Below are 25,032 nucleotides of genomic sequence, written 5' to 3'. Positions count from 1 at the left end.
CAGACAGAGGACATTGCATGGCTCGCCTCGCGGCATTTGATATGGATGGCACGTTGTTACTGCCGACGCACCGGTTAGGGAATGAAACCATCGACACCCTGCATGCCTTGCATCAGCGCGATATCACCCTTGCCTTTGCCACGGGTCGCCATCTGATGGATGTGCAGGTGGTACGTGAACAGCTCACTCTGCCGGCCTGGTTGATCACCGGCAATGGCACACGCATTCACGATCTGGAAGGTCAGCAGCTGTTTGGCTGTGATCTGTCCTCTTCTGTAGCCGAAGAGGTGATCCACACGCATTGGCAAACGCCGGCATCGATCCATATCTTCAACGATGAGGGCTGGTTCACCGATAAACCGTTGTTGGGTGCATTAGAAGCGCACGTGATGAGTGGCTTCCATTATCAGCTGCGCGATTTGCGTCAGATGTCAGCGCATGAGGTGACCAAAATTTGTTTTATTGCGCCGCATGAGATGCTGCAGGCGTTAAAAGTAGAGTTGCAACAAGCCCTGGGCGAGCGCGCCAATATCTGCTTTTCAGCGTGGGATTGTCTGGAAGTTCTGCCGCTGGACTGCCACAAAGGCGCGGCGCTGGCGTATCTGTGCCAGCATCTGTCGCTATCAATGGCGGATTGTATGGCGTTTGGTGATGCGATGAATGACCGCGAAATGCTGGAGCGCGTTGGCAGCGGGTTCATCATGGGCAATGCCATGCATCAATTGAAATCGTCGCTGCCGCATTTACCGATTATTGGACATTGCGAGACACAGGCGGTGTCTCATTACTTAAATCACTGGATGACCACACCACACCTCGATTATTCCCCCGAATGCTGAGGCTTACAGTGAACCGGACAGGATGTCCGGTTTTTTATTGCAGCTCACGCAGCCACGGCTGAATATCCCCGATATTCTGCGCGACCCACTCAGGGTTGTAATAGGTATCCGGATAACGCTCACCGCTGTCGCACAACAGCGTCACCAGCGAACCTTGTTCGCCATGTTCCCGCATGCGTTTCGCCACCTGTAACATGCCCCAGAAATTGGTGCCGGTTGAAGCGCCGGGGCGACGGCCCAGTATCTTCTCCAGATACAGCATCGCAGCCACCGTTGCGCCATCCGGCACTTTGATCATTTCGTCGATCACATCGGGTAAAAATGACGGCTCTACGCGCGGGCGTCCAATACCCTCAATCATGCTGCCACGATCGTTGCGCAGCGCACTGTCGCGGCTATGCCAAAAATCAAAGAACACGGAGTGTTGCGGATCCACCACCAACAAACGCGTATCGTGTCCCTGATAACGGATATAGCGACCCAGTGTGGCGGAGGTTCCGCCGGTGCCGGCACTCATAATTAAGGTGTGCGGCACCGGGAAAGGCTCATGCGCCATCTGACGGAAAATACTTTCAGCGATATTGTTGTTGCCGCGCCAGTCGGTGGCGCGCTCGGCATAGGTGAACTGATCCATAAAATGACCGTTGAGCTCACGCGCCAGCCGCTCTGATTCGCTGTAAAGCTGACAAGGGTCAGCGACAAAATGGCACTCGCCGCCATAAAAACGGATCATTTCGATCTTGCGTTTCGCGGTGCTGGCGGGCATCACCGCAATGAAAGGCAGACCCAGCAAACGTGCGAAATAGGCTTCTGACACTGCCGTGCTACCGGATGACGCTTCAATAATCGGCGTATTCTCGCGGATCCAGCCATTGGCCAAACCATACAGGAACAGCGACCGCGCCAGGCGATGCTTCAGGCTACCACTCGGATGGGTGCTTTCATCTTTGAGATAGAAGCGAATGCCAGGAAAATCCTCCAGCGCAAAGCGAATAAGATGCGTATCCGCAGAGCGTTGAAAATCGGCGTTAATTTCATTGATGGCGTGGCGAACCCAGGGCGTTTGCATGTGACGAATCCGTATTCATTATTGTGCACAGTGTAAGGCACTGGCAGGAAAATAAGATTGCTTTAATCCGGGTATAATGCCCGAATAAGAGAAAATTTTTCTCCCGGAGCGCCGAATGCTAGATAAAACTGACCGCACTTTGTTGGCGATACTGCAACAGGATTGCACATTATCGCTGCAAGCCCTGGCGGATGCGGTGAATCTCACCACCACGCCGTGCTGGAAACGCCTGAAAAAGCTGGAAGATGATGGCATTATTCGTGCGCGCGTGGCGTTGCTGGATGGGGAGAAGATGGGTCTTTCTCTCACCGCTTTCATGTTTGTCAAAACACAACAGCACAGCAGCGACTGGTTTCAGCAATTTGTTGCCGTGGTGCAGCAGATGCCTGAAGTGATGGCATTCTATCGCATGGCCGGTGAGTACGATTATCTGCTGCGCATCCAGGTGGCCGATATGAAAAGTTACGACGCATTTTATAAACGTCTGGTGAATGGCGTGCCAGGCCTGATTGATGTGACCTCCAGTTTCGCCATGGAAGAGATTAAATACACCACCGCGTTGCCGGTAGCGCCCTGAACGGGCACAGAAAGAGAGCGTCTTGTGCGATTATTCAGCCAATTAAGTTGGTATTTCCTGCGCGAGTGGCGGCGATATCTGGGTGCCGTCAGCTTGCTGATTGTGATTGCGTTATTGCAACTGCTGCCGCCGCATGTGGTCGGCGTGATTGTTGATGGCGTAACGCAACACACCTTAAGCAGCGGCAAACTTTTTATGTGGATTGGCGTGATGCTGGTAACAGCGGTGATCGTCTATCTGCTGCGTTATGTCTGGCGTGTGCTGCTGTTTGGCGCGTCTTACCAGCTCGCAGTTGAATTACGGGAAGATTTCTATCGCCAATTGAGTCGCCAGCATCCTGCGTTCTATTTACGCCATCGCACGGGCGATTTGATTGCGCGCGCCACCAATGACGTGGATCGCGTGGTATTTGCCGCCGGTGAGGGCGTCCTGACGCTGGTGGATTCGCTGGTCATGGGCTTAGTGGTGCTGGTGGTGATGAGCGTGCAAATCAGCTGGGAACTGACGCTGCTGGCGCTGATCCCGATGCCGCTGATGGCGATTGCCATTCAGAAAGATGGTTCGCGCCTGCATCAGCGCTTTAAAGTGGCCCAGGCGGCCTTCTCCAGCCTGAACGATCAAACACAGGAGAGCCTTACCAGCATCCGGATGATCAAAGCCTTTGGCCTGGAAGATCATCAATCGCAACAGTTTGCTGACATTGCGCGCGACACCGGCAAGAAAAACCTGCATGTGGCGCGTGTTGATGCACGATTTGATCCCATCATTTACATCGCCGTGGGTTTCTCTAACCTGCTGGCGATTGCGGGCGGTGGCTGGATGGTGTGGCACGGTAGTTTGACGTTGGGTCAGCTCACCAGCTTCGTGATGTATCTGGGACTGATGATTTGGCCGATGCTGGCGCTGGCGTGGATGATCAACATCGTTGAACGTGGGAGCGCGGCATGGAGCCGCATTCGCGCGCTATTGGCGGAAGCTCCGGCGGTGGAGGATGGGCAGAAAGTCCTGCCCGACGACGCTGGCGATTTACAGGTCGCCATTCGTGAATTCCATTATCCCGCTAACGCAGGCGCGGCGCTGAGCCATGTTAATTTTCAACTGAAACCGGGGCAGATGTTGGGGCTGTGCGGTCCAACCGGCTGTGGTAAAAGCACGCTGCTGAGTCTGATTCAACGTCATTTCGACATCGACCAGGGTGACATTCGCTACCATAACCTGCCGCTAACGCAGCTGCGACTCGATAGCTGGCGCAGTCGGCTGGCGGTGGTGAGCCAGACGCCGTTTTTGTTCTCCGATACCGTGGCTAATAACCTGGCGCTGGGCCGTCCGAATGCGTCTCAGGAAGAAATTGAGCGCGTGGCGCGCATGGCCTGTGTACACGATGACATTCTGCGTCTGCCGCAGGGCTATGACACCGAAGTGGGTGAGCGCGGTGTGATGCTTTCCGGCGGTCAAAAACAGCGTATTGCCATTGCCCGCGCGCTGTTGCTGAATGCGGAAATCCTGATCCTCGACGATGCACTATCCGCGGTGGACGGTCGCACAGAGCATGAAATCCTGCACAACCTGCGGCAGTGGGGCAAAGGCCGCACGTTGATCATCAGCGCGCATCGTTTATCGGCGTTGACTGAAGCCAGTGAAATTCTGGTGCTGCAACAAGGTGCGGTGACTCAGCGCGGCGATCACGACAGCCTGCTAGCGAAAGAGGGATGGTATCGCGATATGTACCGCTATCAGCAACTCGAAGCGGCGCTGGATGAAGATGAAACCGCAGAGGAGGCGAATCATGGCTAAATCGCAACGTTTGTGGCCAACCCTGAAACGCCTGCTGTCATACGGCAAACCCTGGCGAAAATCGCTGTGGCTGGCGGTCGGCATGCTGTGGATTGCGGCGGCGGCAGAAGTCACCGGCCCGGTGCTGGTGAGCTACTTCATTGATAATCTGGTGGCAAAACACCAAATGCCCTGGGACATCGCCATTGGGCTGCTGGTGTGCTTTATTTTGCTGCAACTGCTGGCTGCTGGTTTGCACTATTTCCAGGCGCTGCTGTTTAATCGCGCGGCGATTGGTGTGGTGCAGCAGTTACGCATGGACGTGATGAACGCGGCACTGCGTCAGCCGCTTAGCGCCTTTGATACCCAGCCGGTGGGGCAGATTATCTCGCGCGTTACCAACGATACCGAAGTGATCAAAGATCTCTACGTCACGGTGGTGGCTACCGTGCTGCGCAGTGCCGCACTGATTGGCGCAATGCTGGTGGCGATGTTCTCGCTCGACTGGCGCATGGCGCTGGTGGCGATTGTCATCTTCCCGCTGGTACTCACGGTGATGCTGATTTATCAGCGTTACAGCACGCCGATTGCGCGTCGTGTACGTAGCTATCTGGCGGATATCAATAATGGTTTCAATGAAGTGATCAACGGCATGAGCGTGATCCAGCAGTTTCGCCAGCAGGCGCGCTTTGGTGAACGCATGGGCGAGGCCAGCCGCTCACACTATCTGGCGCGCATGGAAACCCTGCGACTGGACGGTTTCTTGTTGCGTCCACTGCTGAGTCTGTTTTCGGCGATGATACTCTGTGGGCTGCTGATGCTGTTCAGCTTTGCCACGCCCGGGGTGTTTGAGGTCGGCGTGCTTTACGCCTTTATTACCTATCTGGGACGGCTGAACGAACCCTTGATTGAGCTCACCACGCAACAATCGATGCTGCAACAGGCGGTGGTTTCCGGCGAGCGTATCTTCGAACTGATGGATGCCACTCAACAGGGATACGGCACGGATAACCTGCCGTTGGCCTCAGGGCGTATTACCTTGCACGATGTCAGTTTTGCCTACCGCGATAATCGGGATGTACTGAGCCATATCAGCCTCGAGGTGCCGGCGCGCGGTTTTGTGGCGCTGGTGGGGCATACAGGCAGTGGCAAAAGTACGCTGGCGAATTTACTGATGGGATATTATCCGGTGACACGCGGCAGCATCGAGCTGGATGGTCGCCCCTTATCGCAGCTGACGCATGAGGCGCTACGCCAAAGCGTCGCTATGGTGCAGCAGGATCCGGTGGTGCTGGCTGATACCTTGTTAGCCAACGTGCGGCTGGGACGCGATATCCCGGAAGAGCAAGTGTGGCAGGCACTGGAAAAAGTGCAGCTTGCCTCGCTGGCACGATCGATGTCAGAGGGCATTCACACGCGGCTGGGTGAACAAGGCAACAATTTGTCGGTCGGGCAAAAACAGTTGCTGGCGCTGGCGCGAGTGCTGGTTTCGCTGCCACAAATTTTGATCCTTGATGAAGCGACTGCCAATATCGATTCCGGTACCGAACAGGCGATTCAGCATGCGCTGCGTGCACTACGCCAGCACAGCACGCTGGTGGTGATTGCGCACCGTCTTTCTACTATCACTGAAGCGGATCAGATTTTGGTATTGCACCGTGGTCAGGTTGCCGAGCGGGGCACGCATGCACAGTTGCTGGCTCAACAGGGGCGTTACTGGCAGATGTATCAGCTACAGCAGGCGGGTGATGAACTCGCGGCGAGCATACCCGCTCAATCAGAAGGGTGAATTGCACCTTTTTTGCGCAGATTTATCGGATTGTTCTGTATTGATGCACTCCTTTGAGGCTGAAAGCACCAAAGGAGTGCAATATTGCAACACCTTTCTTTTGCCCTATTCCCAAACTGAGCCACTCATCACATAACGAAGCGCGATATAGCGCGTCCAGACCACTGACTGCTCCCCTTTTTTCATTTATGGCACAGCGTTTGCTTATATCTCCTCGTGTCCGCGAGACTCACTCAATTTATTATCTGGAGGGGAACGTATGAAGCTGGTTACCGTGGTAATCAAACCATTTAAGCTGGAGGACGTGCGTGAAGCTTTATCCTCCATTGGCATTCAGGGACTGACTGTTACCGAAGTGAAGGGGTTTGGTCGCCAGAAAGGTCACGCAGAGCTTTACCGCGGTGCCGAGTACAGCGTGAACTTCCTGCCAAAAGTTAAAATTGATATCGCGATTGCGGACGATCAACTCGATGAAGTGGTGGATGTCATCAGCAAAGCCGCTTACACCGGCAAAATTGGCGACGGCAAAATCTTCGTCGCAGAACTGCAGCGCGTTATTCGTATTCGTACCGGCGAGACCGACGAAGCAGCACTGTAACTGGGGCTCTGAATTGTGATGGGATGGAAAGAAATGAATAAAATGATGACTAAGTTGGGCCTCACCAGCCTGGCACTGTTACCGTCTCTGGCCATGGCGGCAGCACCTGCCGTTGCGGACAAAGCGGATAACGCCTTTATGATGATCTGTACTGCTCTGGTACTGTTTATGACGATTCCGGGCATCGCACTGTTTTACGGCGGTTTGATTCGCGGTAAAAACGTCCTGTCGATGCTGACCCAGGTTGCCGTGACCTTCGCATTAGTCTGCGTGCTGTGGGTGATTTACGGTTATTCGCTGGCCTTCAGCGAGGGCAACGCCTTCTTCGGTAACTTCCAGTGGGCGATGCTGAAAAATATCGAGCTGAAAGCGGTGATGGGCAGCTTCTATCAGTATATCCACGTCGCGTTCCAGGCTTCCTTCGCCTGTATCACCGTGGGCCTGATTGTGGGCGCGATTGCTGAACGTATTCGCTTCTCAGCAGTACTGATTTTTGTGGTGGTCTGGCTGACGCTCTCTTATCTGCCAATCGCACATATGGTGTGGGCTGGCGGTCTGCTGGCGCAAGACGGCGCGCTGGACTTCGCGGGTGGTACTGTTGTTCACATCAACGCCGCAGTTGCGGGTCTGGTGGGTGCTTATCTGGTGGGCAAACGTGCTGGCTTCGGTAAAGAAGCGTTCAAACCGCACAACCTGCCAATGGTCTTCACCGGTACTGCGATTCTGTATGTGGGCTGGTTTGGCTTCAACGCCGGTTCTGCTTCTTCTGCAAATGAAATCGCAGCCCTGGCCTTCCTGAATACTGTTGTGGCGACTGCAGGTGCGGTGCTGTCATGGGTGTTCGGTGAGTGGGCGATGCGTGGCAAACCTTCTCTGCTGGGTGCGTGTTCTGGCTTTATCGCCGGTCTGGTTGCTATCACCCCGGCTTGTGGTTATGTCGGTGTCGGCGGCGCGCTGATTATCGGTCTGGCCGGTGGCCTGGCAGGCATCTGGGGTGTGACCACCCTGAAGAAATGGCTGCGCGTGGATGACCCATGTGATGTGTTCGGTGTGCACGGCGTGTGCGGTATCCTGGGTTGTATTCTGACAGGTGTGTTCGCCTCCTCTTCACTGGGCGGCGTGGGCTACGCAGAAGGCGTGACCATGGGCCATCAGGTTTGGGTTCAGCTGTTCAGCTGCGGCGTGACCATCGTCTGGTCAGGTGTTGTCGCCTTCATCGGCTTCAAACTGGCGGATATGATCGTTGGCCTGCGTGTTCCAGAAGATCAGGAACGTGAAGGTCTGGATGTGAACAGCCACGGCGAGAACGCTTACAACCAGTAAGAAATGAGCGGTAGAAGAGCAGTGCGCTAAAATTATAAAAAGACGAGGGGGCGATAATATCGCCCCTTTTTTTATGCGTCGCGCTGGCGCATGACGCCTTCCTGAACCGTGGTCGCGACCAGTGTCCCATCCTGCGTGTAGAACTCCCCACGTACAAACCCACGTGCGCCTGAAGCTGAGGTGCTCACCACGCTGTACAGCAACCACTCTGAGAGGTCGAACGGGCGGTGGAACCACATGGAGTGGTCAATCGTCGCCACCTGCATGTCAGGCTCCAAAAAGCCTTTCCCGTGCGGCTGTAGCGCCACAGGCAGGAAGTTGAGATCCGAGGCGTAACCCAGCAGGTATTGGTGGATACGGCGATCGTCCGGCAGTTTGCCGTTGGCACGAATCCACACCTGGCGCATCGGCTCATCGACACGGCCCTTGAGCGGGTTATGGATTTGCACCGGCCGGATATCCAGCGGACGTTCAGCGAGAAACTTTTCTTTGAGTTTGAGCGGTAAATGGGCCGCCAGTTTTTGCGCCAGATCCTGCTCTGAGGGGAGATTGTCCGGGCCTGGCACCGGCGGCATGCTGTTCTGGTGCTCAAATCCGCTTTCCGGCGCCTGGAACGAGGCGGTCATATAGAAGATCGGCTGTCCGTTTTGCACCGCGCTGACGCGACGCGCGCTAAAACTTTTGCCGTCGCGCAGAGTTTCGACATCATAGATGATGGCTTTTTCGCTATCACCAGGGCGCAGGAAGTAGCTGTGAAAAGAGTGGATGATGCGCTCTTCCGGCACGGTTTGTTTTGCTGCGTATAACGCCTGACCGACGACCTGGCCGCCAAATACCTGGCGCAGGCCGAGATCTTCACTTTGGCCGCGAAACAGGCCTTCTTCGAGTTTTTCGAGATCGAGTAAATTAAGCAGGTTTTGCAGTGCCTGGCTCATAGCAGATTCCTCAGGGGGGCAATCGCGTCAGTGTGAAAGATCCGACCAGTTTCCGTCAATGATTTTGCCGTGATTTCAGCGAGCTGGCAGTGCTTTTGGGCGCAATCCGGTTTTTTGTGCCAGAATTAATGGCATTCGGCGGTTGAAAAGCTACCCAATAAATTGTCCGCCGACAATCATAGTGTTCATAAGGAGACGACATCGATGAAACTCTGGCATGTTATTAGCGGTGTGACGCTGGCGGCAGCATTGGCTGGCTGTGCCGATCACAGTAAGCCGGTAGCCACCCCAACGCTGGGCTCGGCCGTTGCGGGGCAGCAGGCCGCGATTACGCAGCCTAATGTTAGTGGTTCGGTGTACATTCGTCAGCGTATTGCGTTGCCGCCGGATGCAGTGTTAACCGTGACGCTGTCCGACGCTTCACTGGCCGATGCACCATCGAAAGTTCTGGCGCAGCATGTGGTGCGTACTGAAGGGAAACAGGCGCCGTTCCAGTTTGTGCTGCCGTTTAACCCGGCCGATATTCAGCCGAATGCGCGGATTCTGTTAAGTGCCGCTATCGCTATTGATGGCAAACTGGCGTTTATTACCGATACCGTGAAGCCGGTAATCAATCAGGGCGGTACGAAAGCGGAGCTGTTGCTGGTGCCAGTGACCAATATGGTAATGCAAACCACGCCAGGCGCAGCGACCACGGTGCCGTCAACGTCGCCAACGCAGGTGGTGCCTTCCGCTTCGGTGCCTGCGCCGACGAGTATGTAGTATAAGCAGGGGCGTGGATTTTACGCCTAAAAACAGGGCGGGGGAGTGTGCGGGCAGGCAACACTGTTGCGTAAAGCCGCTGTCTCGTCCCTGATCGCTCGGCACACGCCATCCCTGGCGTGTGACGCTTTACTCCACAGTGTTGCCTGCCCGCACCTCAGCATGGGTGCGAATTTGTGGAGTGACATCGGCTGATTGTCACAGATTGCTCGTCACTTTTATCTTTGGCTTGACGCTTTACTCCACAGCGTTGCCTGCCCGCACCTCAGCATGGGTGCGAGTTTGTGAGTGACATCGGCGGATTGTCCCAGAGTGCTCGTCACTTTTATCTTTGGCTTGACGCCTGACTTCACAGTTTGCCTGCACGCACCTCAGCATGGGTGCGCTTAGTACTTCCAGCGATACTTCTCTAATTCAATTTCACCGGCATCACTGACTTCGATGCCTTCGGCTTCCAGCGCATCACGCTGGCGGAAGAGATCATCGCCTTGCAGAGAAATACGGCCATGGCGATTGATGACGCGAAACCATGGCAGTTTGCTGCCCTCGGGTAAGCGACGTAATACGCCGCCGACTTGTCTTGCGGCACGCGGTGAGCCGGCAAGCAGGGCGATATCGCCGTAGGTGGTGACTTTGCCTCTGGGGATCGCGGCAATGATTTGCCAGACGCGCTCGGAAAAGTTGCTTGTGTCGTTCATGCACGCACCTGATTCAGCGAGTAAATGCCGACTTTAGCATGCCGGGAGGGCGAGAATCAGGGTTTTACTGGAGAGCTGTTCAAGAAAACAACGGTCACCCTGCCTGCGCTTGCAATTGCCAGGGGGTTACTTGATAATGCCTGCGCTCTCGAAAGAGAGCTCGTCAATGGGGGCCCTGTTGGTTCTCCCGCAACGCTAACTTGTGAACTCGGTCAGGTCCGGAAGGAAGCAGCCGCAGCAGGCGACGCGTGTGCCGGGATGTAGCTGGCAGGGCCTCCACCATTTCTACTCCCGAAAAAATCCTCAAGAAATCAGTACACAGCGAAACGCTGGCACTCCTTTGCCTGTGAATAATTCCCTGAAGTGAAAAGAGGGCGTAACGATCAGCGGATAAAAATAGTTAGCGGACGAACTTCCAGACAGAAACCGGTACTTTATCGTAAAGCTTATTCATCGTCAGTTCTGCAAGGCGATGATCGGCAGCAGAATAAAATACCGCGAGCTCGTTGTCAGATAATTCGTACTTGTTCTTTTCAATCACCCGTTCAAGGGTGTCAATTGAGCGACAACGACGCAGTCGCATCAAATAGTCTGTTTTGGTTAAGGCTTGGTTGCTCATAAATAAACTGGTCTCACTCTGATGCTAAAAGGAATGGCTGGGTTGTTGGAGAAAAGCGCACTCTTCGGCAAACAGATTAAATAAGCGTCTTGCTGAACGTTGCCACCGTTGAAGATCCTGAGTATTGATTCCATAACTGCTAAACAGCATAAAGGTATCGTCAAGATATTCATCGATTTGCGTAATCAGCGCTTCATCTTCAACGTGCTTAATTTTGTAATTCATCGTGAAAGACGCGATATGCTCAATCAAATCGTTGAGCTGTAAATTGCTTTCCGCAGTAGGGTCATTCACCCAGCCGTGATGGCTGTCAGTCAGTGTCGCCATACTTTCGTCAAACAGGTTCTCACACAGGAATTTAAGCTGGGCAATATCATGCCGTTTTGGTGAGTATTCGTCCATCTTTTTCCCCTCCAGAGCTTGCACAGTGACCGCAGCGCGGCGAGATTTGGAAAAGCTATCAGGAAGCGATCACGAATATTAAGAATTCAGCGACTCCTTAAATATAATCCACATTCATTAGCTTTGCTCAACTCGATTACCAAATATTACAATTCGTCGGCTGGCGAGGGGCGGGTATTGTCTATCACTGAAAACACCAGTGCGCCCGGTACTATCTGGAACAAAACTTCTTCATGCTGGGTAGATGTTTCATTTAAATCCAGGCAAGGATTAAATAAATCCCACTTAAAATCGTAAAGCATTTTAAATCGATTGTTGTCGTGCGGTTGAATGGAAATAATCTTAAAACTGTCGGGAACTAATTGCGCGTTTTGAGAATACCACTGTAAATCACCTGCCAGGGCTTCGGCTATTTTGAGAATATTCCCCTGGATAATAGCCTGCAACTTCTCGCAATCGTCCTCATCCACAGCAATATCACAATGAATAATAGACTGCATTTCGCTTCCGGTAAAAAAGGAGGATGAATCTATCATTAGGGTTCTCGCCAAATATTGCAAGTTAACTCTGTGCAGAATACGTAATCGTTGCGATGGGATTTATCACTCAATCGATTCAGATCCAGTGATAGCCACAGAGGAAGCGCCGAATGGTTAACTTTTGAAACACTTTCTCCCGGGCGTCGCGTCAGGGAGATCGGGTAGTATAATTGTTATGTTATAACGTATTTGGTCTCCCGCCATGAATCACAGTGGTTTACTCCTCTCACTCAGCGGTCGCTTAATGGTCGCGCTGTTGCTTATCGCGTTCCTGGCGCTGGCTATCTATTGGGGAATGTAGAAATGATGCATTTCAATCGCTTGCAGGGCGGCTATCAGGGACAAGCGGTGACGCCGATAGTGACCGGAGAGCTGGCGGCAGGCAGCATGACGGCATTAATCGGCGCGAACGGCACCGGAAAATCCACGCTACTGAAAACCATCGCCGGTCTGTTGCCACCTATTGCAGGGACTTGCGAATTAAAGATTTCGCCTAAGGCGCTTGGCTGGTTACCGCAGCGTAGTGAGTTAGAAACTCGTTTCCCGCTTACCGTTTATGAACTGGTTGCTATGGGATGCTGGCCGCGCTGCGGCTGGTTTGGTGGCATCAATCGTGCGATGCGACAGGAGATCGATGCCGCACTGGATGCCGTGCAGATGCGTGATTTCGCCGATGCGCAGCCTTCTATGCTTTCCGGCGGCCAGTTGCAACGTGTGCTGTTTGCGCGCCTGATGCTGCAGCAAAGTAAAGTCTGGCTGCTGGATGAACCCTTTAATGGCATCGATACGCAAACCGTCACGCTGTTGATGTCAATCCTCGAGCAGCAGCAGCAGGCGGGCACCACCTTATTAGTGGTGTTGCACGATCGCCCACTGGTTGCGCGTTACTTCAAAGATGTGTTGTCGCTCGACGATGCTGACTCCGCTCAAACCCCACTGCTGCGCAGGGTGGCCTCGTGACATTGATTCAACCGTTTATCGAATTTGGTTTTATGCGCCGCGCGTTAGTGGCTTGTGTGGCATTAGCGCTGAGCGCCACGCCGCTGGGTGTTTTCCTTTCACTGCGTCGTATGAGTCTGGTGGGTGATGCGCTCTCCCACGCGGTGCTGCCTGGCGCGGCGATTGGCTATCTGGTTTCCGGTTTATCGCTGGTGGCGATGGGCATCGGCGGGCTGATTGCGGGATTAGCCGTTGCGCTGCTTTCTGGTGCCGTCAGTCGCTACACCCCCTTAAAAGAGGACGCCAGTTTCTCAGGCTTTTATCTCGGCTCGCTGGCGCTGGGCGTGACGCTGGTGTCATTGCGCGGATCGAGCGTCGATCTGCTGCACGTTCTGTTCGGTTCACTTCTGGCCGTCGATAACGCGGCCATCCTGCTAGTGGGCGGCATCGCGGCTTTCAATTTGCTGATGCTGGCAGTGATTTTCCGCCCGCTGGTGATCGATGCGTTCGATCCGGATTTCCTGCGTGCTCAAGGCAAGTGGAGCGCGCCGATCGTCCACGGCATCTTCCTGATGTTGGTCGTGCTGAATCTGGTGGCGGGTTTTCAGGTGCTCGGCACGTTGATGTCGGTGGGATTGATGATGTTACCGGCGACCAGCGCGCGTTTCTGGAGTCGCCATCTTGCCTGCATGCTCGGCATCGCCATGCTGCTGGCGATGATCGCCGCGCTGGTGGGGTTAATTCTTTCCTGGCACTTCTCACTGCCCGCTGGTCCGGCGGTGGTGCTGAGTGCTGCCGTACTGTTTTTGCTTTCTGTTTTAACAGGACCGTGTGGCGGCCTGCTGCGCCGTCGATAACTATACAATTAGGGGATACGAATGAAGAAGTTACCGCTGAGCCTGGCGATTGGCGCCATGTTTATTAGCCCACTGACTATGGCAAAAAAGGTGGATGTCGTGGCGAGTTTCACCGTGCTGGCCGATATCGTTAAGCAAGTCGGAGGCGATCACGTTAACGTGAAATCGCTGGTGCAGCCTAACGGTGATCCCCACACCTTCGAACCCACGCCACAGGATAGCCAGGCGTTGGCTAAAGCCAATGTGGTATTTGTGAGTGGTTTGGGGATGGAAGGGTGGATGGATCGCCTGATCAGCGCCTCCGGTTATAAAGGCACGATTGTGGTCGCCTCCAACGGCGTCAACACGCGCAAAATGGAAGAAGACGGTAAAACCGTGACGGACCCACACGCGTGGAACAGCATGCACAACGGCGTGATTTATGCCACCAACGTGATGAATGCGCTGATTAAAGCCGATCCAGAAGATGCGGCGGATATCCGCAAGAGCGGTGAAAGCTATATTCAGCAGCTGGAAAAACTGGATAGCTGGGCGAAAACGGAGTTTGCTGCAGTGCCAAAGAGCAAGCGTAAAGTGCTGACCAGCCATGATGCCTTTGGTTACTTTGGCCAGCGTTATGGTGTGAGTTTCCTGGCGCCAGTCGGTTTCTCTACTGAAGCCGAAGCCAGTGCCAGCGATGTGGCATCGATTATCAAGCAGTTGAAAGCCGAGCACATCAAGACTTACTTCATGGAGAATCAGACCGATCCGCGTCTGGTGAAACAGATTGCCAGCGAAACCGGCGCACAGCCAGGTGGTGAACTCTATCCAGAAGCGTTGTCCGAGGCGAACGGTCCTGCTGCGACTTATGTTGCTGCCTTCAAGCACAATGTCGATATTATGTTGCAGAGCATGAAGTAAAAAAAAGGCCGGGGAGCATCCCGGCCAATTATCACGACACTTTCCTACCTTTTCTTTTTTCTTCCCTGAACCGCCTTAAAGCGCGGATTCGTTTTGCAGATCACGTAAATGCGACCTTTACGACGCACGACTTTGCAATCCTTGTGACGGGTCTTGGCAGACCGTAATGAACTTAAAACCTGCATGCGTGAACTCCTGATTAATTGCCGCGCGTCAGGAAGCTGCCGAAACGCTTGTTGAAGCGTGCGGCGCTGCCTTCTTTGGTGAGATCTTTTTGCTTGCCGGTGTAGTGGACGTGGGATTTAGACGAGACATCCAGCGTCACGTAAGGCAGCACTTCACCTTCAAACTCAATGGTGCGTTCGGTTTTAATGGTGGAACCGATTTTGAAATACTCATCGACAGAAGTGTCATGGAACACCACGGGACGGTATTGAGGATGGATATTGGCTTTCATAACTGCACTCTCATGTAATGTTATAATATAACAATAGTATGAACCTGCAGCGAATTGATTGCAACCGCGATCGCAGTAAGGGTATTGAACGGTCGGGTGAAGGGCGGCGTTCAGGCAATAAAAAAGGCCGCTTGCGCGGCCTTTTCAACAGGTGACAACTTAGTGTTTGTGCTCGACCGGATGGCCTTGCTCAATCTCCGCTTTGTTCTTACCAAAGCGGCGACGTACCACCACAAAGAACACAGGCACGAAGAAGATCGCCAACGCGGTTGCAGTGACCATGCCGCCCATTACGCCGGTACCTACGGCGTTCTGTGCGCCGGAACCGGCACCGGTACTGATGGCCAGCGGTAGAACACCCAGGATAAAGGCCAGTGAGGTCATCAGAATTGGACGCAGACGCATACGTGCCGCTTCCAGTGTTGATTCCACCAAACCTTTCCCTTCCTTCTCCATCAAATCCTTGGCGAATTCAACGATCAGGATGGCGTTCTTCGCCGACAAGCCAATGGTTGTCAGCAGCCCCACCACGAAGTAGACGTCATTACTGAGCCCGCGCAGGGTGGTAAAGATCAATGCACCCACCACACCCAACGGAACGACCAGCATAACGGAGAACGGAATCGACCAGCTCTCGTACAACGCGGCCAGACACAGGAACACCACAATCAGCGAGATGGCGTACAGGGCAGGGGCCTGGTTACCGGACAGACGTTCCTGATAGGACATACCCGTCCAGTCGTAGCCAATACCCGCAGGCAGTTTGCCCGCCAGCTCTTCCATCAGGTTCATGGCATCACCGGAGCTCTTACCTGGAGCAGCCTGCCCCAGAATCTCCATTGAAGGTAAGCCGTTGTAACGTTCCAGACGCGGTGAACCATACTGCCATTTCGCCGAAGAGAAGGCCGAGAACGGAACCATGGTGCCTGAGCTGTTACGCACGAACCATTTACTGATGTCATCTGGCAACATACGTGAGTCAGCCTGGCCCATCACGTATACCTTCTTCACACGACCACGGTCGATGAAGTCATTGACGTAAGAGCCACCCCAGCCAGCGCCCAGCGTGGTGTTGATGTCAGACAACGACACACCCAGTGCCTGCGCTTTCTCCTGATCGATGATCAGTTTGTACTGCGGTGTATCTTCCATACCGTTCGGACGCACACCCACCAAGGTATCGGGATGTTGAGCAATCATGCCAAACAGCTGGTTACGCGCAGCGGTCAACTTCTCGTGCCCCAGGTTACCCTGGTCAGTCAGCATGAAGTCGAAGCCGGTGGCGTTACCCAGTTCAATAATCGCTGGCAGGTTGAACGGGAAGACCATTGCATCTTTGATCTGACCCAACGCCTGCATGGCGCGTCCGGCAATCGCCGGCACTTTCAGGCTGGCATCGCCACGCTCATCCCACGGTTTCAGGCTGACGAAGGCAATACCGGTGTTCTGACCACGTCCCGCAAAGCCAAAGCCGTTAACAGTAAATACGGAGTTAACGCTGTCTTTTTCTTTGTTCAGGAAGTAATCCGTCACCTGGTCCAGCACTTTCTGCGTACGTTCCTGGGTTGCACCGGCTGGCAACTGCGCCTGCGCCAGTAACAGACCCTGATCCTCTTCCGGCAGGAAGGAGGTGGGCAGTTTCAGGAACAGATACGCCATACCGACCACGATCACCAGGTAGATCACCAGATAACGACCGGTGCTACGCACGATGTGACCAACGCTATCGACGTAGTGGTTGGTGCTCTTGTCGAACAGACGGTTGAACCAGCCAAAGAAGCCGGTGGTTTTACCGTGCTCGCCTTTCTTGATCGGTTTCAGCATGGTGGCACAGAGTGCTGGGGTCAGAATCAACGCAACTAACACTGACAGCGCCATCGCGGAAACGATGGTGATCGAGAACTGACGATAGATAACCCCGGTAGAGCCGCCGAAGAAGGCCATTGGAATAAATACCGCAGACAGCACCAAGGCAATACCGACCAGCGCGCCCTGAATCTGCTCCATCGAACGTTTCGTCGCTTCTTTTGGCGGTAAACCTTCTTCCGCCATAACACGCTCAACGTTCTCCACCACCACGATGGCGTCATCCACTAGCAGGCCGATGGCGAGCACCATCCCGAACATCGTTAACGTGTTTATCGAGTAACCGAATGCACTGATGATGGCAAAGGTACCCAACAGCACTACCGGAACAGCGATGGTTGGAATCAAGGTCGCGCGGAAGTTCTGCAGGAACAGATACATCACCAGGAACACCAGCACGATCGCTTCAAACAGCGTTTTCACCACTTCGAAGATCGAGATCTTAACGAACGGCGTGGTGTCGTACGGGTAAACGGTTTTCATGCCTGACGGGAAGAACGGCTGCAGTTTGGCCAGCTCATCTTTCACCGCTTTGGCGGTATCCAGCGCATTCGCACCGGTTGCCAGTTTCACACCGATACCCGAAGCCGGTTTGCCGTTGTAGCGGGCGATGATCTCGTAGTTTTCACCACCGAGTTCAATCTTCGCCACGTCGCGCAAGCGCACCTGTGAGCCGTCCTGGTTCACTTTCAGCATGATATTGCCGAACTCTTCGGTATTGGTCAGACGGGTCTGCGCAATGATCGAGGCGTTCAGCTGCTGCCCAGGTACGGGCGGTGTGCCACCCAACTGACCGGCGGCGACCTGGGTGTTCTGGGTGCCCAACGCACTGATCACATCCACCGGCGTCAGCTGGTAGTTGTTCAGTTTGTGTGGGTCCAGCCAGATGCGCATCGCGTACTGCGCACCAAACACCTGAGTATCACCGACGCCAGGCGTACGGCTGATCGGGTCTTTGATGTTGGAAGCAACATAGTCAGAGATGTCATTCTGCGTCATGCTGCCGTCATCACTGACAAAGCCCGCTACCATCAGGAAGCTGCTGGAGGATTTTTTAACCTGAATACCTTGTTGCTGAACTTCCTGCGGCAGCAGTGGCATCGCCAGCTGCAACTTGTTCTGTACCTGTACCTGCGCGATATCAGCGTTAGTACCGGACTGGAAGGTCAGCGTCAGGGTCAGGGTACCGGACGAGTCACTGCTCGAGGCCATGTACATCAGGCCATCGATGCCGTTCATGTTTTGTTCGATAACCTGGGTTACCGAATCCTGCAGCGTTTTCGCATCAGCACCCGGGTAAGTTGCCTGGATTTCAACGGCCGGCGGCGCAACATTGGGATATTGCTCAATCGGCAAACTGATAATCGCAAGGGTACCCGCCAGCATAATGATGATGGCAAGCACCCAGGCAAAAATGGGGCGATCGATAAAGAACTTAGCCATGTATCAGTGGCTCCTGTTTAGGACGATGATTTAGCAGACTGTGATTCCGGTGCTGCTTTGGCATCATCTTTGACTTCTTGTGGTGTCACCTGCGCACCAGGCTTGGCACGCTGAAGACCGACGGTGATCACGCGATCGCCCTCTTTCAGGCCATCCGTTACCAGCCATTTGTCGCCAAATGCCTGATTAGCGGTGATGTTACGGACTTCCACTTTATTATCTGCGCCAACCACCATCGCGGTTGCCTGACCGGTTGGGGTACGGGTTACGCCCTGTTGCGGTACCAGCAATGCGGTTGGATTGGTCCCTTCATCCAGACGCGCACGCACAAACATGCCTGGCAGCAGGCGGTGGTCCGGGTTCGGGAAGATGGCGCGCAGCGTGATCGAGCCAGTGGTTTCATCCACGGTCACATCAGAGAATTCCAATGTGCCTGTCTGCGTGTATGCGTTACCGTTTTGCATCAACAGCGTGACGTTGGCTTTGCCGTCATTCTGTTTCAGCTGACCGGATTCCAGTTCTGCGCGCAAACGCAGGAAATCATCACTGGACTGGGTGACATCGACATACATCGGATCGAGCTGTTGCACGGTTGCCAGTGCAGTGGTTTGACCGCTGGAGACCAGAGCACCTTCAGTGACTGACGATTTACCAATGCGACCGCTGATCGGCGAAGTGACTTTGGTATAAGCCAGATTGATGCGTGCGGTTTCCACGTTGGCTTGTGCCGCCTGAACGGCTGCAGCCGTCTGCGCAGCGGTAGCCGCAGCGGTGTCATAGTCCTGCTGACTGATGTACTTGGTACCCAGCAGCGGCTTATAACGCTTGATGGTTAACTGCGCGACGTGTGCATTGGCTTGCGCCTGTGCTAAATCGCCTTTGGCGCTGTTATAAGCCGCCTGGTAAGTTGCCGGATCGATCTGATACAGGGAAACGCCTGCTTTGATATCCGTCCCTTCCTCAAAATTACGCTTCAGAATAATACCTGACACCTGAGGGCGCACTTCAGCCACGCGAAATGCCGAAGTACGACCTGGCAATTCGGTGGTAATTTTCAAAGGCTCGTTTTTTAACGTCACAACACCTACTTCTGGGGGCTGCTGCTGGGCGGCTTGCTGGGATTTATTATCATCACATCCTGTTAACATAAAGCTGCCTGAAAGCATCAGGACGGCCGCCAGAGGCGCTAATCCTCTGTTTTTATTCATAAATAAACCTCTAGTGTCCGATATCAAATGATCAATGGATCACAAACCGATAAACCCATTGCTGCGTTAAAACACGGGTCGTGCTATGGTACATACATTCACAAATGTATGTAAACTTGCCAGTTTGTAAAAAAAGTCCTCTATGGCACGAAAAACCAAAGCGCAAGCACTTGAAACGCGGAACCAAATTCTGGATGCCGCTTTAGCACACTTCTCTGAACACGGTGTGGCTGCCACATCCCTGGCAGATATCGCAACAGCGGCCGGCGTAACGCGCGGTGCTATCTACTGGCATTTCAAAAATAAAGCCGATGTTCTGCATGAAATCTGGCTTCGGTGTGACGCTGGGCTTGACGATGTGGAACTTGAGTATCAGACAAAATACCCGGGTGATCCACTTTCTGTTATTCGTTCAATGTTGATCTATATCCTTGACGCCACTGCAAAGGATCCTCAAAGACGCGCACTAATGGAGATTATCTTCCATAAATGTGAATTCGTTGGCGAAATGTCGACATTACAGGATATGCGTCAAAGTTTACTGCTTGAGTGTTACGACCGAATTGAATTGGTGCTACGTGAGTGTATCGAAGTCGGGCAGTTACCTGCGAGATTGAACACGTTGCAGTCGGCGCGTCTGATGTGCGGTTATATCAACGGCATGATGGAAAACTGGTTGTTTAATCCGCAGGCGTTTGATTTGGCAGCGGAGGCGCCGCAGCTGGTGGATGCCTTTATAGATATGCTGCGGCTCAGTCCGACGATGTCTGGCGCGCGCTAATCGGTGCCTTCTGCTGCCTGTTTCTGCTGATAATCGCGCTGGACAATCGCCAGCGCGGCTAACACGGTTGCGGTCGGCACCTGGTTCTCTTCCAGCAGTTGAATCAAATCCACTGCCAGTTTGATCTCATCGGATGCAGTTTCCAGTGACATGCTCTCTCCTTGTTAAATACGTAATTTTGCTGCCACCAGCAGCATCAAAATTGAGCCCAGCAGTGCCACTCCAAAGCCAGCGGGATGGAACGTCGCTAAATCACCCGTCGTAAAATAGGTGGCGATGTAACCCCCAATTAACGCACCAATCACCGCCAGTACCAGCGTTGGAACAAACCCACCCGGCCGACCGGGAAAAACCATGCGCTTGATGCAGCCAGCCACCACGCCAATCGCTATCCACATAATTAGAGTCATGATTTTCCTCCATCATTCGTAGGGGGGAGTATATACCCTAAATAATTTCAGGTGCAGGCAAGTGGCAAGGGAATGAACCCGCAGGCGCTTACTCAGGTAAGAGATGGGGGAATGAGCGCAGCTAACGCACCGGCCATGTGAAGTATGAAGGAAACTGGGCGGTGATTACCGAGCCGGGCCAGACAATTCCAGTTTGTGCATCGCATGGCGACAGCGTGCCAGCCGCTCATGCAGCACTTCGATATCACGGATCAACTGCTGCTGTACGCTGAGGGTTTCGGCGCGCGCCAGATGTTGCTCACGTTGTTCGATCATCGCCAGCAAGCGCGTTTCATAGCCCTGATACTCTTCGCGCTTCGACTGGCGTGGATCAACGCGAGGACGCTCACGCTGGGTGCGCAGTTGCTGGCTCTGACATTCGCGTTGCAGGGCGGCAATCTGATCCAGCACTTTCTCCGCCAGCCACTGTCGGCGCATGACGTCGGTGTCAGCGGCGTTGAGCTGGGTTAAATTCTGTTCAAGCTCAGCGAGATAATCAGCGAGCCGCGTGCCTTTGCAACGGAACAGTTGGGCGTCAAAACGGGGCTGTCGGCAGGCACCATCGCGTTGCTGCGAGATTTGCTGTCGTAATTGATCGACAATGGCGAGCAGGCGTTGATGTGCGGGCGGTTGGGGCATCACTCTGATTCCGACTGTGTTAACGTAGCGCAGTTCCGATTTTATCAGGCATCAGGCATGCAACGAATTTTTCTTCTGTGTCTTGGCTGGCTGGCGATTGTGCTGGGCACGCTGGGCATTGTATTACCTTTATTACCGACCACGCCATTTGTGTTGCTGGCCGCCTGGTGTTTTGCCCGTTCGTCACCGCGTTTTCACCACTGGCTGCTGTGGCGCTCGCCGTTTGGCCGCTACATTCGCCACTGGCAGCAACATCGCGCCATGCCGCCCGGCGCCAAAGGCCGTGCCATGTTGCTGATTGTCATCACCTTTGCCGTCTCTCTCTATCTGGTTAACATGCTATGGGTGCGCATCATGCTGGGCATCATGTTGTGCGCGCTGCTGCTATTTATGTGGCGCATTCCGGTGGTGGCAGAAAAGGATGACAGCGGCGATTAAGCGCGGCAGGGTTGCATTTAGCCGGGTATTTGCATAGATTTGGGCATCTTCGTGCGTGGCTTCCCTTCTAAACGTCTTCGCTTAACCCGGTTTCCGGGTATTGGCGCTGTCGGATGCTGCGCGTATTAGATATTTTTCCAGGCGTAACACTTATGACCGCAACTGCTCAGCAGCTTGAACTCATCAAAAACAGCATCAAAAGCATCCCTGACTACCCTAAGCCGGGCATCCTGTTCCGTGACGTCACCAGCTTAATGGAAGATCCGCAGGCGTATGCCGCGTCGATTGCCATTCTGGTTGAGCGCTATCGTGACAAAGGCATCACCAAAGTGGTGGGTACGGAAGCGCGTGGCTTCCTGTTTGGTGCACCTGTGGCGCTGGGTCTGGGCGTAGGCTTTGTCCCGGTGCGCAAACCCGGCAAGCTGCCGCGTGAAACCTACAGCGAGAGCTATGAGCTGGAGTACGGTTCTGATGCGCTGGAGCTGCACAAAGATGCCATCAAGCCAGGCGATGTGGTGCTGGTGGTGGACGATCTGCTGGCCACCGGCGGAACGCTGGAAGCCACAGTAAAACTGATCCGCCGTGCCGGTGGTGAAGTGAAAGATGCTGCGTTTGTGATCAACCTGTTTGATCTGAGTGGTGAAGCGCGCCTTAAGGCGATCGGCATTGACTGCTACAGCCTCGTGAATTTCCCCGGCCACTAAGGCCTGTGCGCCGCAGGCAATAGCCGTCGCGGCGCATTTCATTACGCATCCCTGCCGCCGTGCCCTTGTATCAAAGCTCGATAAATCGTTCCGCCATTGCAAGTGCGCGATAAAAATTCATCACCTGCAACGTGAAGTATGTCGGGTATAGGCATATCCTGTTGTGGCTGTTAGACTACTGCCCATATACACAGGGTTTGCGAAGCTGCATTTTTCCCCTTTTTCTTGTGGCGGAACCCGGTTCATTTAGCCGCACCGCTGTGCCAACTCAATAAAATCCAGTGATTGAATCCACATGAGCTATCAGGTACTAGCGCGAAAATGGCGTCCCCAGGCTTTCGCTGACGTAGTCGGTCAGGAACATGTGCTGACCGCGCTGGCCAACGGGTTGTCACTGGGACGAATCCATCATGCTTATCTCTTTTCCGGTACGCGCGGCGTAGGGAAAACCTCGATCGCCCGTTTGCTGGCGAAAGGCCTCAACTGCGAAACCGGCATCACCTCTACGCCTTGTGGTCAGTGTGATAACTGCCGTGAAATTGAGCAGGGACGCTTTGTCGATCTGATCGAGATTGATGCAGCGTCACGGACCAAAGTCGAAGACACGCGCGATTTGCTGGATAATGTGCAATACGCACCGGCGCGCGGTCGCTTCAAGGTTTACCTGATCGATGAAGTGCACATGCTCTCGCGTCACAGCTTCAATGCGCTGTTGAAAACGCTGGAAGAGCCGCCTTCGCACGTCAAATTCCTGCTGGCAACCACCGATCCGCAAAAACTGCCAGTGACCATTCTGTCGCGTTGCCTGCAGTTCCATCTTAAAGCGCTCGACGTCGAACAAATCCAGCAGCAGCTGGTGCATATATTGCAGCAGGAGCAGATTGCCGCCGAGCCGCGAGCGCTGCACCTGCTGGCGCGTGCCGCTGACGGCAGTATGCGTGATGCGCTAAGCCTCACTGACCAGGCGATTGCCATGGGGCAGGGCAGCGTGACGCGTGAAACCGTGGCGCAAATGCTGGGCACGCTGGATGACGAACAGCCGCTGGCGCTGATTGAAGCGCTGGTGGAGGGGCAGGGCGAACAGGTGATGGCTCTGCTGAATCAGGCAGCATCACGCGGTGTTGAGTGGGAAGCGCTGTTGGTCGAAATGCTGCGTTTGCTGCATCGCGTGGCGATGGTGCAACTGTTGCCGGCTTCACTGGGCGAGGACGATGTGAATCAGGCGCAGCGCCTGCGCGATTTGGCACGCGTGTTACCGCCCGCCGATGTACAGCTCTATTACCAAACTTTGTTGATGGGACGTAAAGATCTGCCGCTGGCACCGGATCGTCGCCTCGGCGTCGAGATGACGCTGCTGCGCGCGCTGGCGTTCCATCCACAGGCGACCATCGCTGAGCCGGTTGCCAGGCCCAGTCTGATTCCGCAGGCGGCACCGCAAGCGTCTGCTGCATCTGCAGGCGTTGCTGCGCCGGCCTCTTCCGCTCAGGTTACTGCGTCAGCAACGCCAGTGACTTCAGCCAACGCTGTCGCGACAGCAACACCAGCGGGTTCAGCTCACGCCGCCTCCTCTTCGGCATCTCGCCCCACTTCTGCAGCCCAGCCGCAAATGGCGCCGCCGATGCAGGACGCACCGCCGATGGCCGATGATTACGCGGATATGCAACCGGCGCCCGAACATTTGTCTGACTCCACCAGCCAGCTGTTACAGGCGCGAACGCAGTTACTGCGTCAGGGAGCCGGCAAAGCAAAAAAGAGTGAGCCGGCAGCGCGTCCCGCGCGGCCGGCGAACCCGGCGCTGGAACGTCTTGCCAGTGTCACCGAGCGCGTGCAACAGCGCGCATCGGAACCCGCGGTAAAAGCGCCCGCGAAGCCAGAAGCCTATCGCTGGAAAGCCCAGCAAACGGTCGAGGTAAAAGCGGAGCCCATCGCAACGCCAAAAGCCTTGCGTTCCGCTCTGGAGCATGAGAAAACGCCTGAGCTGGCGCTTCGTCTGGCCGAAGAGGCCCAGCAGCGCGATGCGTGGGCCGCCGAAATAGCCGCACTGACGTTGCCAAAACTGGTGCAGCAGGTGGCGTTAAACGCGTGGAAAGAGGTGGGCGAGAACGCCGTCACGCTGCATTTGCGCAGCAGTCAGCGTCACCTGAATTCAGCGTCGGCAAAACAGGCGCTGACGGAAGCGCTCAGTCAGGCAGCCGGACAAACGGTTGAACTGATCATCGTTGAAGACGATAATCCTGCGGTGTTGACGCCACTGGAATGGCGTCAGGCCATTTATGAAGAGAAACTGGTGCAGGCGCGCCAGTCGATTGAAAGCGATACTCACATTCAGACATTGCGTCGATTCTTCGATGCCGATCTGGATGAAGAGAGTATTCGACCCGTTTGAACACCCGCTGTCGCGCGTGAGTGGCGCGCAGCCCCAGCAGAG

27 protein-coding genes, 1 other RNA gene and 1 other annotated feature are annotated in these 25,032 nt (G+C 54.5%); of the genes, 15 read left to right on the top strand and 13 right to left on the bottom strand.

Annotation, left to right across the window (positions count from 1 at the left end):
* The first annotated feature begins 17 nt into the window (after window positions 1-17).
* Window positions 18-839 (top strand): HMP-PP phosphatase, encoded by an 822-nt coding sequence (gene cof, locus LH22_RS17010; protein ID WP_038648545.1) that lies wholly within the window; start codon window positions 18-20, stop codon window positions 837-839.
* A gap of 34 nt (window positions 840-873) precedes the next feature.
* Here the strand turns inward: cof and LH22_RS17005 are convergent, their stop codons facing one another.
* On the bottom strand, window positions 874-1,908 hold the full coding sequence (locus LH22_RS17005) for a PLP-dependent cysteine synthase family protein (RefSeq protein WP_038648543.1): 1,035 nt from the start codon (window positions 1,906-1,908) through the stop codon (window positions 874-876).
* Window positions 1,909-2,023: 115 nt separating this feature from the next.
* On the opposite strand from LH22_RS17005, the gene LH22_RS17000 reads away from it, so the two are divergent.
* From LH22_RS17000 to amtB, 5 genes are all read left to right on the top strand, one after another.
* Window positions 2,024-2,485 carry an Lrp/AsnC family transcriptional regulator gene (locus LH22_RS17000; RefSeq protein WP_034828126.1) on the top strand — a complete coding sequence of 154 codons (462 nt, stop codon included), beginning with the start codon at window positions 2,024-2,026 and terminating at the stop codon, window positions 2,483-2,485.
* Between the two features lie 24 nt (window positions 2,486-2,509).
* Window positions 2,510-4,279: a SmdA family multidrug ABC transporter permease/ATP-binding protein gene (locus tag LH22_RS16995; RefSeq protein ID WP_038648541.1), complete on the top strand. Its 1,770-nt coding sequence runs from the start codon at window positions 2,510-2,512 to the stop codon at window positions 4,277-4,279.
* Window positions 4,272-6,047, top strand: a complete 1,776-nt coding sequence (locus LH22_RS16990; RefSeq protein WP_038648539.1) for a SmdB family multidrug efflux ABC transporter permease/ATP-binding protein — start codon at window positions 4,272-4,274, stop codon at window positions 6,045-6,047. Before LH22_RS16995 ends, LH22_RS16990 begins: the two co-directional genes overlap by 8 nt.
* A 259-nt stretch (window positions 6,048-6,306) precedes the next feature.
* On the top strand, window positions 6,307-6,645 hold the full coding sequence (gene glnK / locus LH22_RS16985) for a P-II family nitrogen regulator (RefSeq protein WP_007886947.1): 339 nt from the start codon (window positions 6,307-6,309) through the stop codon (window positions 6,643-6,645).
* Between the two features lie 33 nt (window positions 6,646-6,678).
* On the top strand, window positions 6,679-7,968 hold the full coding sequence (amtB, locus tag LH22_RS16980) for an ammonium transporter AmtB (protein WP_038648536.1): 1,290 nt from the start codon (window positions 6,679-6,681) through the stop codon (window positions 7,966-7,968).
* A 71-nt stretch (window positions 7,969-8,039) separates the two neighbouring features.
* On the opposite strand, the gene tesB is transcribed toward amtB, so the two are convergent.
* Entirely contained in the window at window positions 8,040-8,903 is an 864-nt protein-coding gene (tesB, locus tag LH22_RS16975; RefSeq protein ID WP_038648534.1) for an acyl-CoA thioesterase II, read from the bottom strand.
* Window positions 8,904-9,107: 204 nt separating this feature from the next.
* Between tesB and LH22_RS16970 the strand changes: the two genes are divergently transcribed.
* Complete coding sequence (locus tag LH22_RS16970; RefSeq protein WP_038648532.1) at window positions 9,108-9,665, top strand: YbaY family lipoprotein; 558 nt, start codon at window positions 9,108-9,110, stop codon at window positions 9,663-9,665.
* Between the two features lie 386 nt (window positions 9,666-10,051).
* Here the strand turns inward: LH22_RS16970 and LH22_RS16965 are convergent, their stop codons facing one another.
* The gene (locus tag LH22_RS16965) at window positions 10,052-10,363 is read right to left on the bottom strand and encodes an MGMT family protein (protein WP_038648530.1); all 312 of its coding nucleotides are present in this window, start codon (window positions 10,361-10,363) and stop codon (window positions 10,052-10,054) included.
* 176 nt (window positions 10,364-10,539) lie between these two features.
* On the opposite strand from LH22_RS16965, the gene ffs reads away from it, so the two are divergent.
* Window positions 10,540-10,636: signal recognition particle sRNA small type (gene ffs, locus LH22_RS20360), an RNA gene on the top strand.
* A 127-nt stretch (window positions 10,637-10,763) separates the two neighbouring features.
* On the opposite strand, the gene LH22_RS16955 is transcribed toward ffs, so the two are convergent.
* The 3 genes from LH22_RS16955 to LH22_RS16945 all read right to left on the bottom strand — a co-directional run bounded on the left by LH22_RS16955 (window position 10,764) and on the right by LH22_RS16945 (window position 11,884).
* Window positions 10,764-10,982: an HHA domain-containing protein gene (locus LH22_RS16955; RefSeq protein ID WP_034828137.1), complete on the bottom strand. Its 219-nt coding sequence runs from the start codon at window positions 10,980-10,982 to the stop codon at window positions 10,764-10,766.
* Between the two features lie 24 nt (window positions 10,983-11,006).
* The gene (gene tomB, locus LH22_RS16950) at window positions 11,007-11,384 is read right to left on the bottom strand and encodes an Hha toxicity modulator TomB (RefSeq protein WP_034828139.1); all 378 of its coding nucleotides are present in this window, start codon (window positions 11,382-11,384) and stop codon (window positions 11,007-11,009) included.
* Window positions 11,385-11,530: 146 nt separating this feature from the next.
* Complete coding sequence (locus LH22_RS16945) at window positions 11,531-11,884, bottom strand: hypothetical protein (RefSeq protein WP_034828141.1); 354 nt, start codon at window positions 11,882-11,884, stop codon at window positions 11,531-11,533.
* A gap of 342 nt (window positions 11,885-12,226) precedes the next feature.
* Between LH22_RS16945 and LH22_RS16940 the strand changes: the two genes are divergently transcribed.
* From LH22_RS16940 to LH22_RS16930, 3 genes are read left to right on the top strand one after another with little or no spacing between them, the layout of a single operon-like run.
* Window positions 12,227-12,883, top strand: coding sequence for a metal ABC transporter ATP-binding protein (locus LH22_RS16940; RefSeq protein WP_034828143.1), 657 nt, complete (start codon window positions 12,227-12,229; stop codon window positions 12,881-12,883).
* Window positions 12,880-13,719 carry a metal ABC transporter permease gene (locus LH22_RS16935; RefSeq protein WP_038648524.1) on the top strand — a complete coding sequence of 280 codons (840 nt, stop codon included), beginning with the start codon at window positions 12,880-12,882 and terminating at the stop codon, window positions 13,717-13,719. The genes LH22_RS16940 and LH22_RS16935 overlap by 4 nt, the downstream gene beginning before the upstream one ends.
* 21 nt (window positions 13,720-13,740) lie before the next feature.
* Window positions 13,741-14,619 carry a metal ABC transporter substrate-binding protein gene (locus LH22_RS16930; protein WP_038648522.1) on the top strand — a complete coding sequence of 293 codons (879 nt, stop codon included), beginning with the start codon at window positions 13,741-13,743 and terminating at the stop codon, window positions 14,617-14,619.
* Window positions 14,620-14,663: 44 nt separating this feature from the next.
* Here LH22_RS16930 and ykgO read toward each other — a convergent pair whose 3' ends face one another.
* From ykgO to LH22_RS16915, 4 genes are all read right to left on the bottom strand, one after another.
* A complete protein-coding gene (gene ykgO, locus LH22_RS20355; protein WP_008103894.1) occupies window positions 14,664-14,804 on the bottom strand; it encodes a type B 50S ribosomal protein L36 in 141 nt (46 codons plus the stop codon).
* Between the two features lie 14 nt (window positions 14,805-14,818).
* Window positions 14,819-15,076, bottom strand: coding sequence for a type B 50S ribosomal protein L31 (locus tag LH22_RS16925; protein WP_038648520.1), 258 nt, complete (start codon window positions 15,074-15,076; stop codon window positions 14,819-14,821).
* A gap of 159 nt (window positions 15,077-15,235) precedes the next feature.
* The gene (locus tag LH22_RS16920) at window positions 15,236-18,385 is read right to left on the bottom strand and encodes a multidrug efflux RND transporter permease subunit AcrB (protein WP_038648518.1); all 3,150 of its coding nucleotides are present in this window, start codon (window positions 18,383-18,385) and stop codon (window positions 15,236-15,238) included.
* A gap of 17 nt (window positions 18,386-18,402) precedes the next feature.
* Window positions 18,403-19,593, bottom strand: a complete 1,191-nt coding sequence (locus LH22_RS16915; protein ID WP_038648516.1) for an efflux RND transporter periplasmic adaptor subunit — start codon at window positions 19,591-19,593, stop codon at window positions 18,403-18,405.
* A 142-nt stretch (window positions 19,594-19,735) separates the two neighbouring features.
* On the opposite strand from LH22_RS16915, the gene acrR reads away from it, so the two are divergent.
* Complete coding sequence (gene acrR / locus LH22_RS16910) at window positions 19,736-20,374, top strand: multidrug efflux transporter transcriptional repressor AcrR (protein ID WP_038648514.1); 639 nt, start codon at window positions 19,736-19,738, stop codon at window positions 20,372-20,374.
* Here the strand turns inward: acrR and rsmS are convergent.
* From rsmS to priC, 3 genes are all read right to left on the bottom strand, one after another.
* Window positions 20,371-20,526: a pleiotropic regulatory protein RsmS gene (gene rsmS / locus LH22_RS20350; RefSeq protein WP_071845628.1), complete on the bottom strand. Its 156-nt coding sequence runs from the start codon at window positions 20,524-20,526 to the stop codon at window positions 20,371-20,373. The two genes, acrR and rsmS, sit on opposite strands and share 4 nt — an antisense overlap.
* A 12-nt stretch (window positions 20,527-20,538) precedes the next feature.
* The gene (locus LH22_RS16905; RefSeq protein ID WP_038648512.1) at window positions 20,539-20,784 is read right to left on the bottom strand and encodes a GlsB/YeaQ/YmgE family stress response membrane protein; all 246 of its coding nucleotides are present in this window, start codon (window positions 20,782-20,784) and stop codon (window positions 20,539-20,541) included.
* Window positions 20,785-20,949: 165 nt separating this feature from the next.
* Complete coding sequence (gene priC, locus LH22_RS16900) at window positions 20,950-21,462, bottom strand: primosomal replication protein PriC (protein ID WP_038648510.1); 513 nt, start codon at window positions 21,460-21,462, stop codon at window positions 20,950-20,952.
* Window positions 21,463-21,519: 57 nt separating this feature from the next.
* Between priC and LH22_RS16895 the strand changes: the two genes are divergently transcribed.
* The 3 genes from LH22_RS16895 (at window position 21,520) to dnaX (ending at window position 24,990) form a co-directional block, all read left to right on the top strand.
* Window positions 21,520-21,900 carry a DUF454 family protein gene (locus tag LH22_RS16895; RefSeq protein WP_038648508.1) on the top strand — a complete coding sequence of 127 codons (381 nt, stop codon included), beginning with the start codon at window positions 21,520-21,522 and terminating at the stop codon, window positions 21,898-21,900.
* A gap of 152 nt (window positions 21,901-22,052) precedes the next feature.
* The gene (apt, locus tag LH22_RS16890; RefSeq protein WP_038648506.1) at window positions 22,053-22,604 is read left to right on the top strand and encodes an adenine phosphoribosyltransferase; all 552 of its coding nucleotides are present in this window, start codon (window positions 22,053-22,055) and stop codon (window positions 22,602-22,604) included.
* A 295-nt stretch (window positions 22,605-22,899) separates the two neighbouring features.
* A complete protein-coding gene (gene dnaX, locus LH22_RS16885; RefSeq protein WP_038648504.1) occupies window positions 22,900-24,990 on the top strand; it encodes a DNA polymerase III subunit gamma/tau in 2,091 nt (696 codons plus the stop codon).
* Window positions 24,332-24,393, top strand: a sequence feature (DnaX frameshifting element). Its footprint overlaps the gene before it by 62 nt.
* Window positions 24,991-25,032 lie beyond the last annotated feature (42 nt).

It is taken from the genome of Pantoea rwandensis, from assembly GCF_000759475.1.
GTDB classification, from domain to species: domain Bacteria; phylum Pseudomonadota; class Gammaproteobacteria; order Enterobacterales; family Enterobacteriaceae; genus Pantoea; species Pantoea rwandensis_B.
This window is presented reverse-complemented; position numbering and strand designations above follow the sequence as displayed.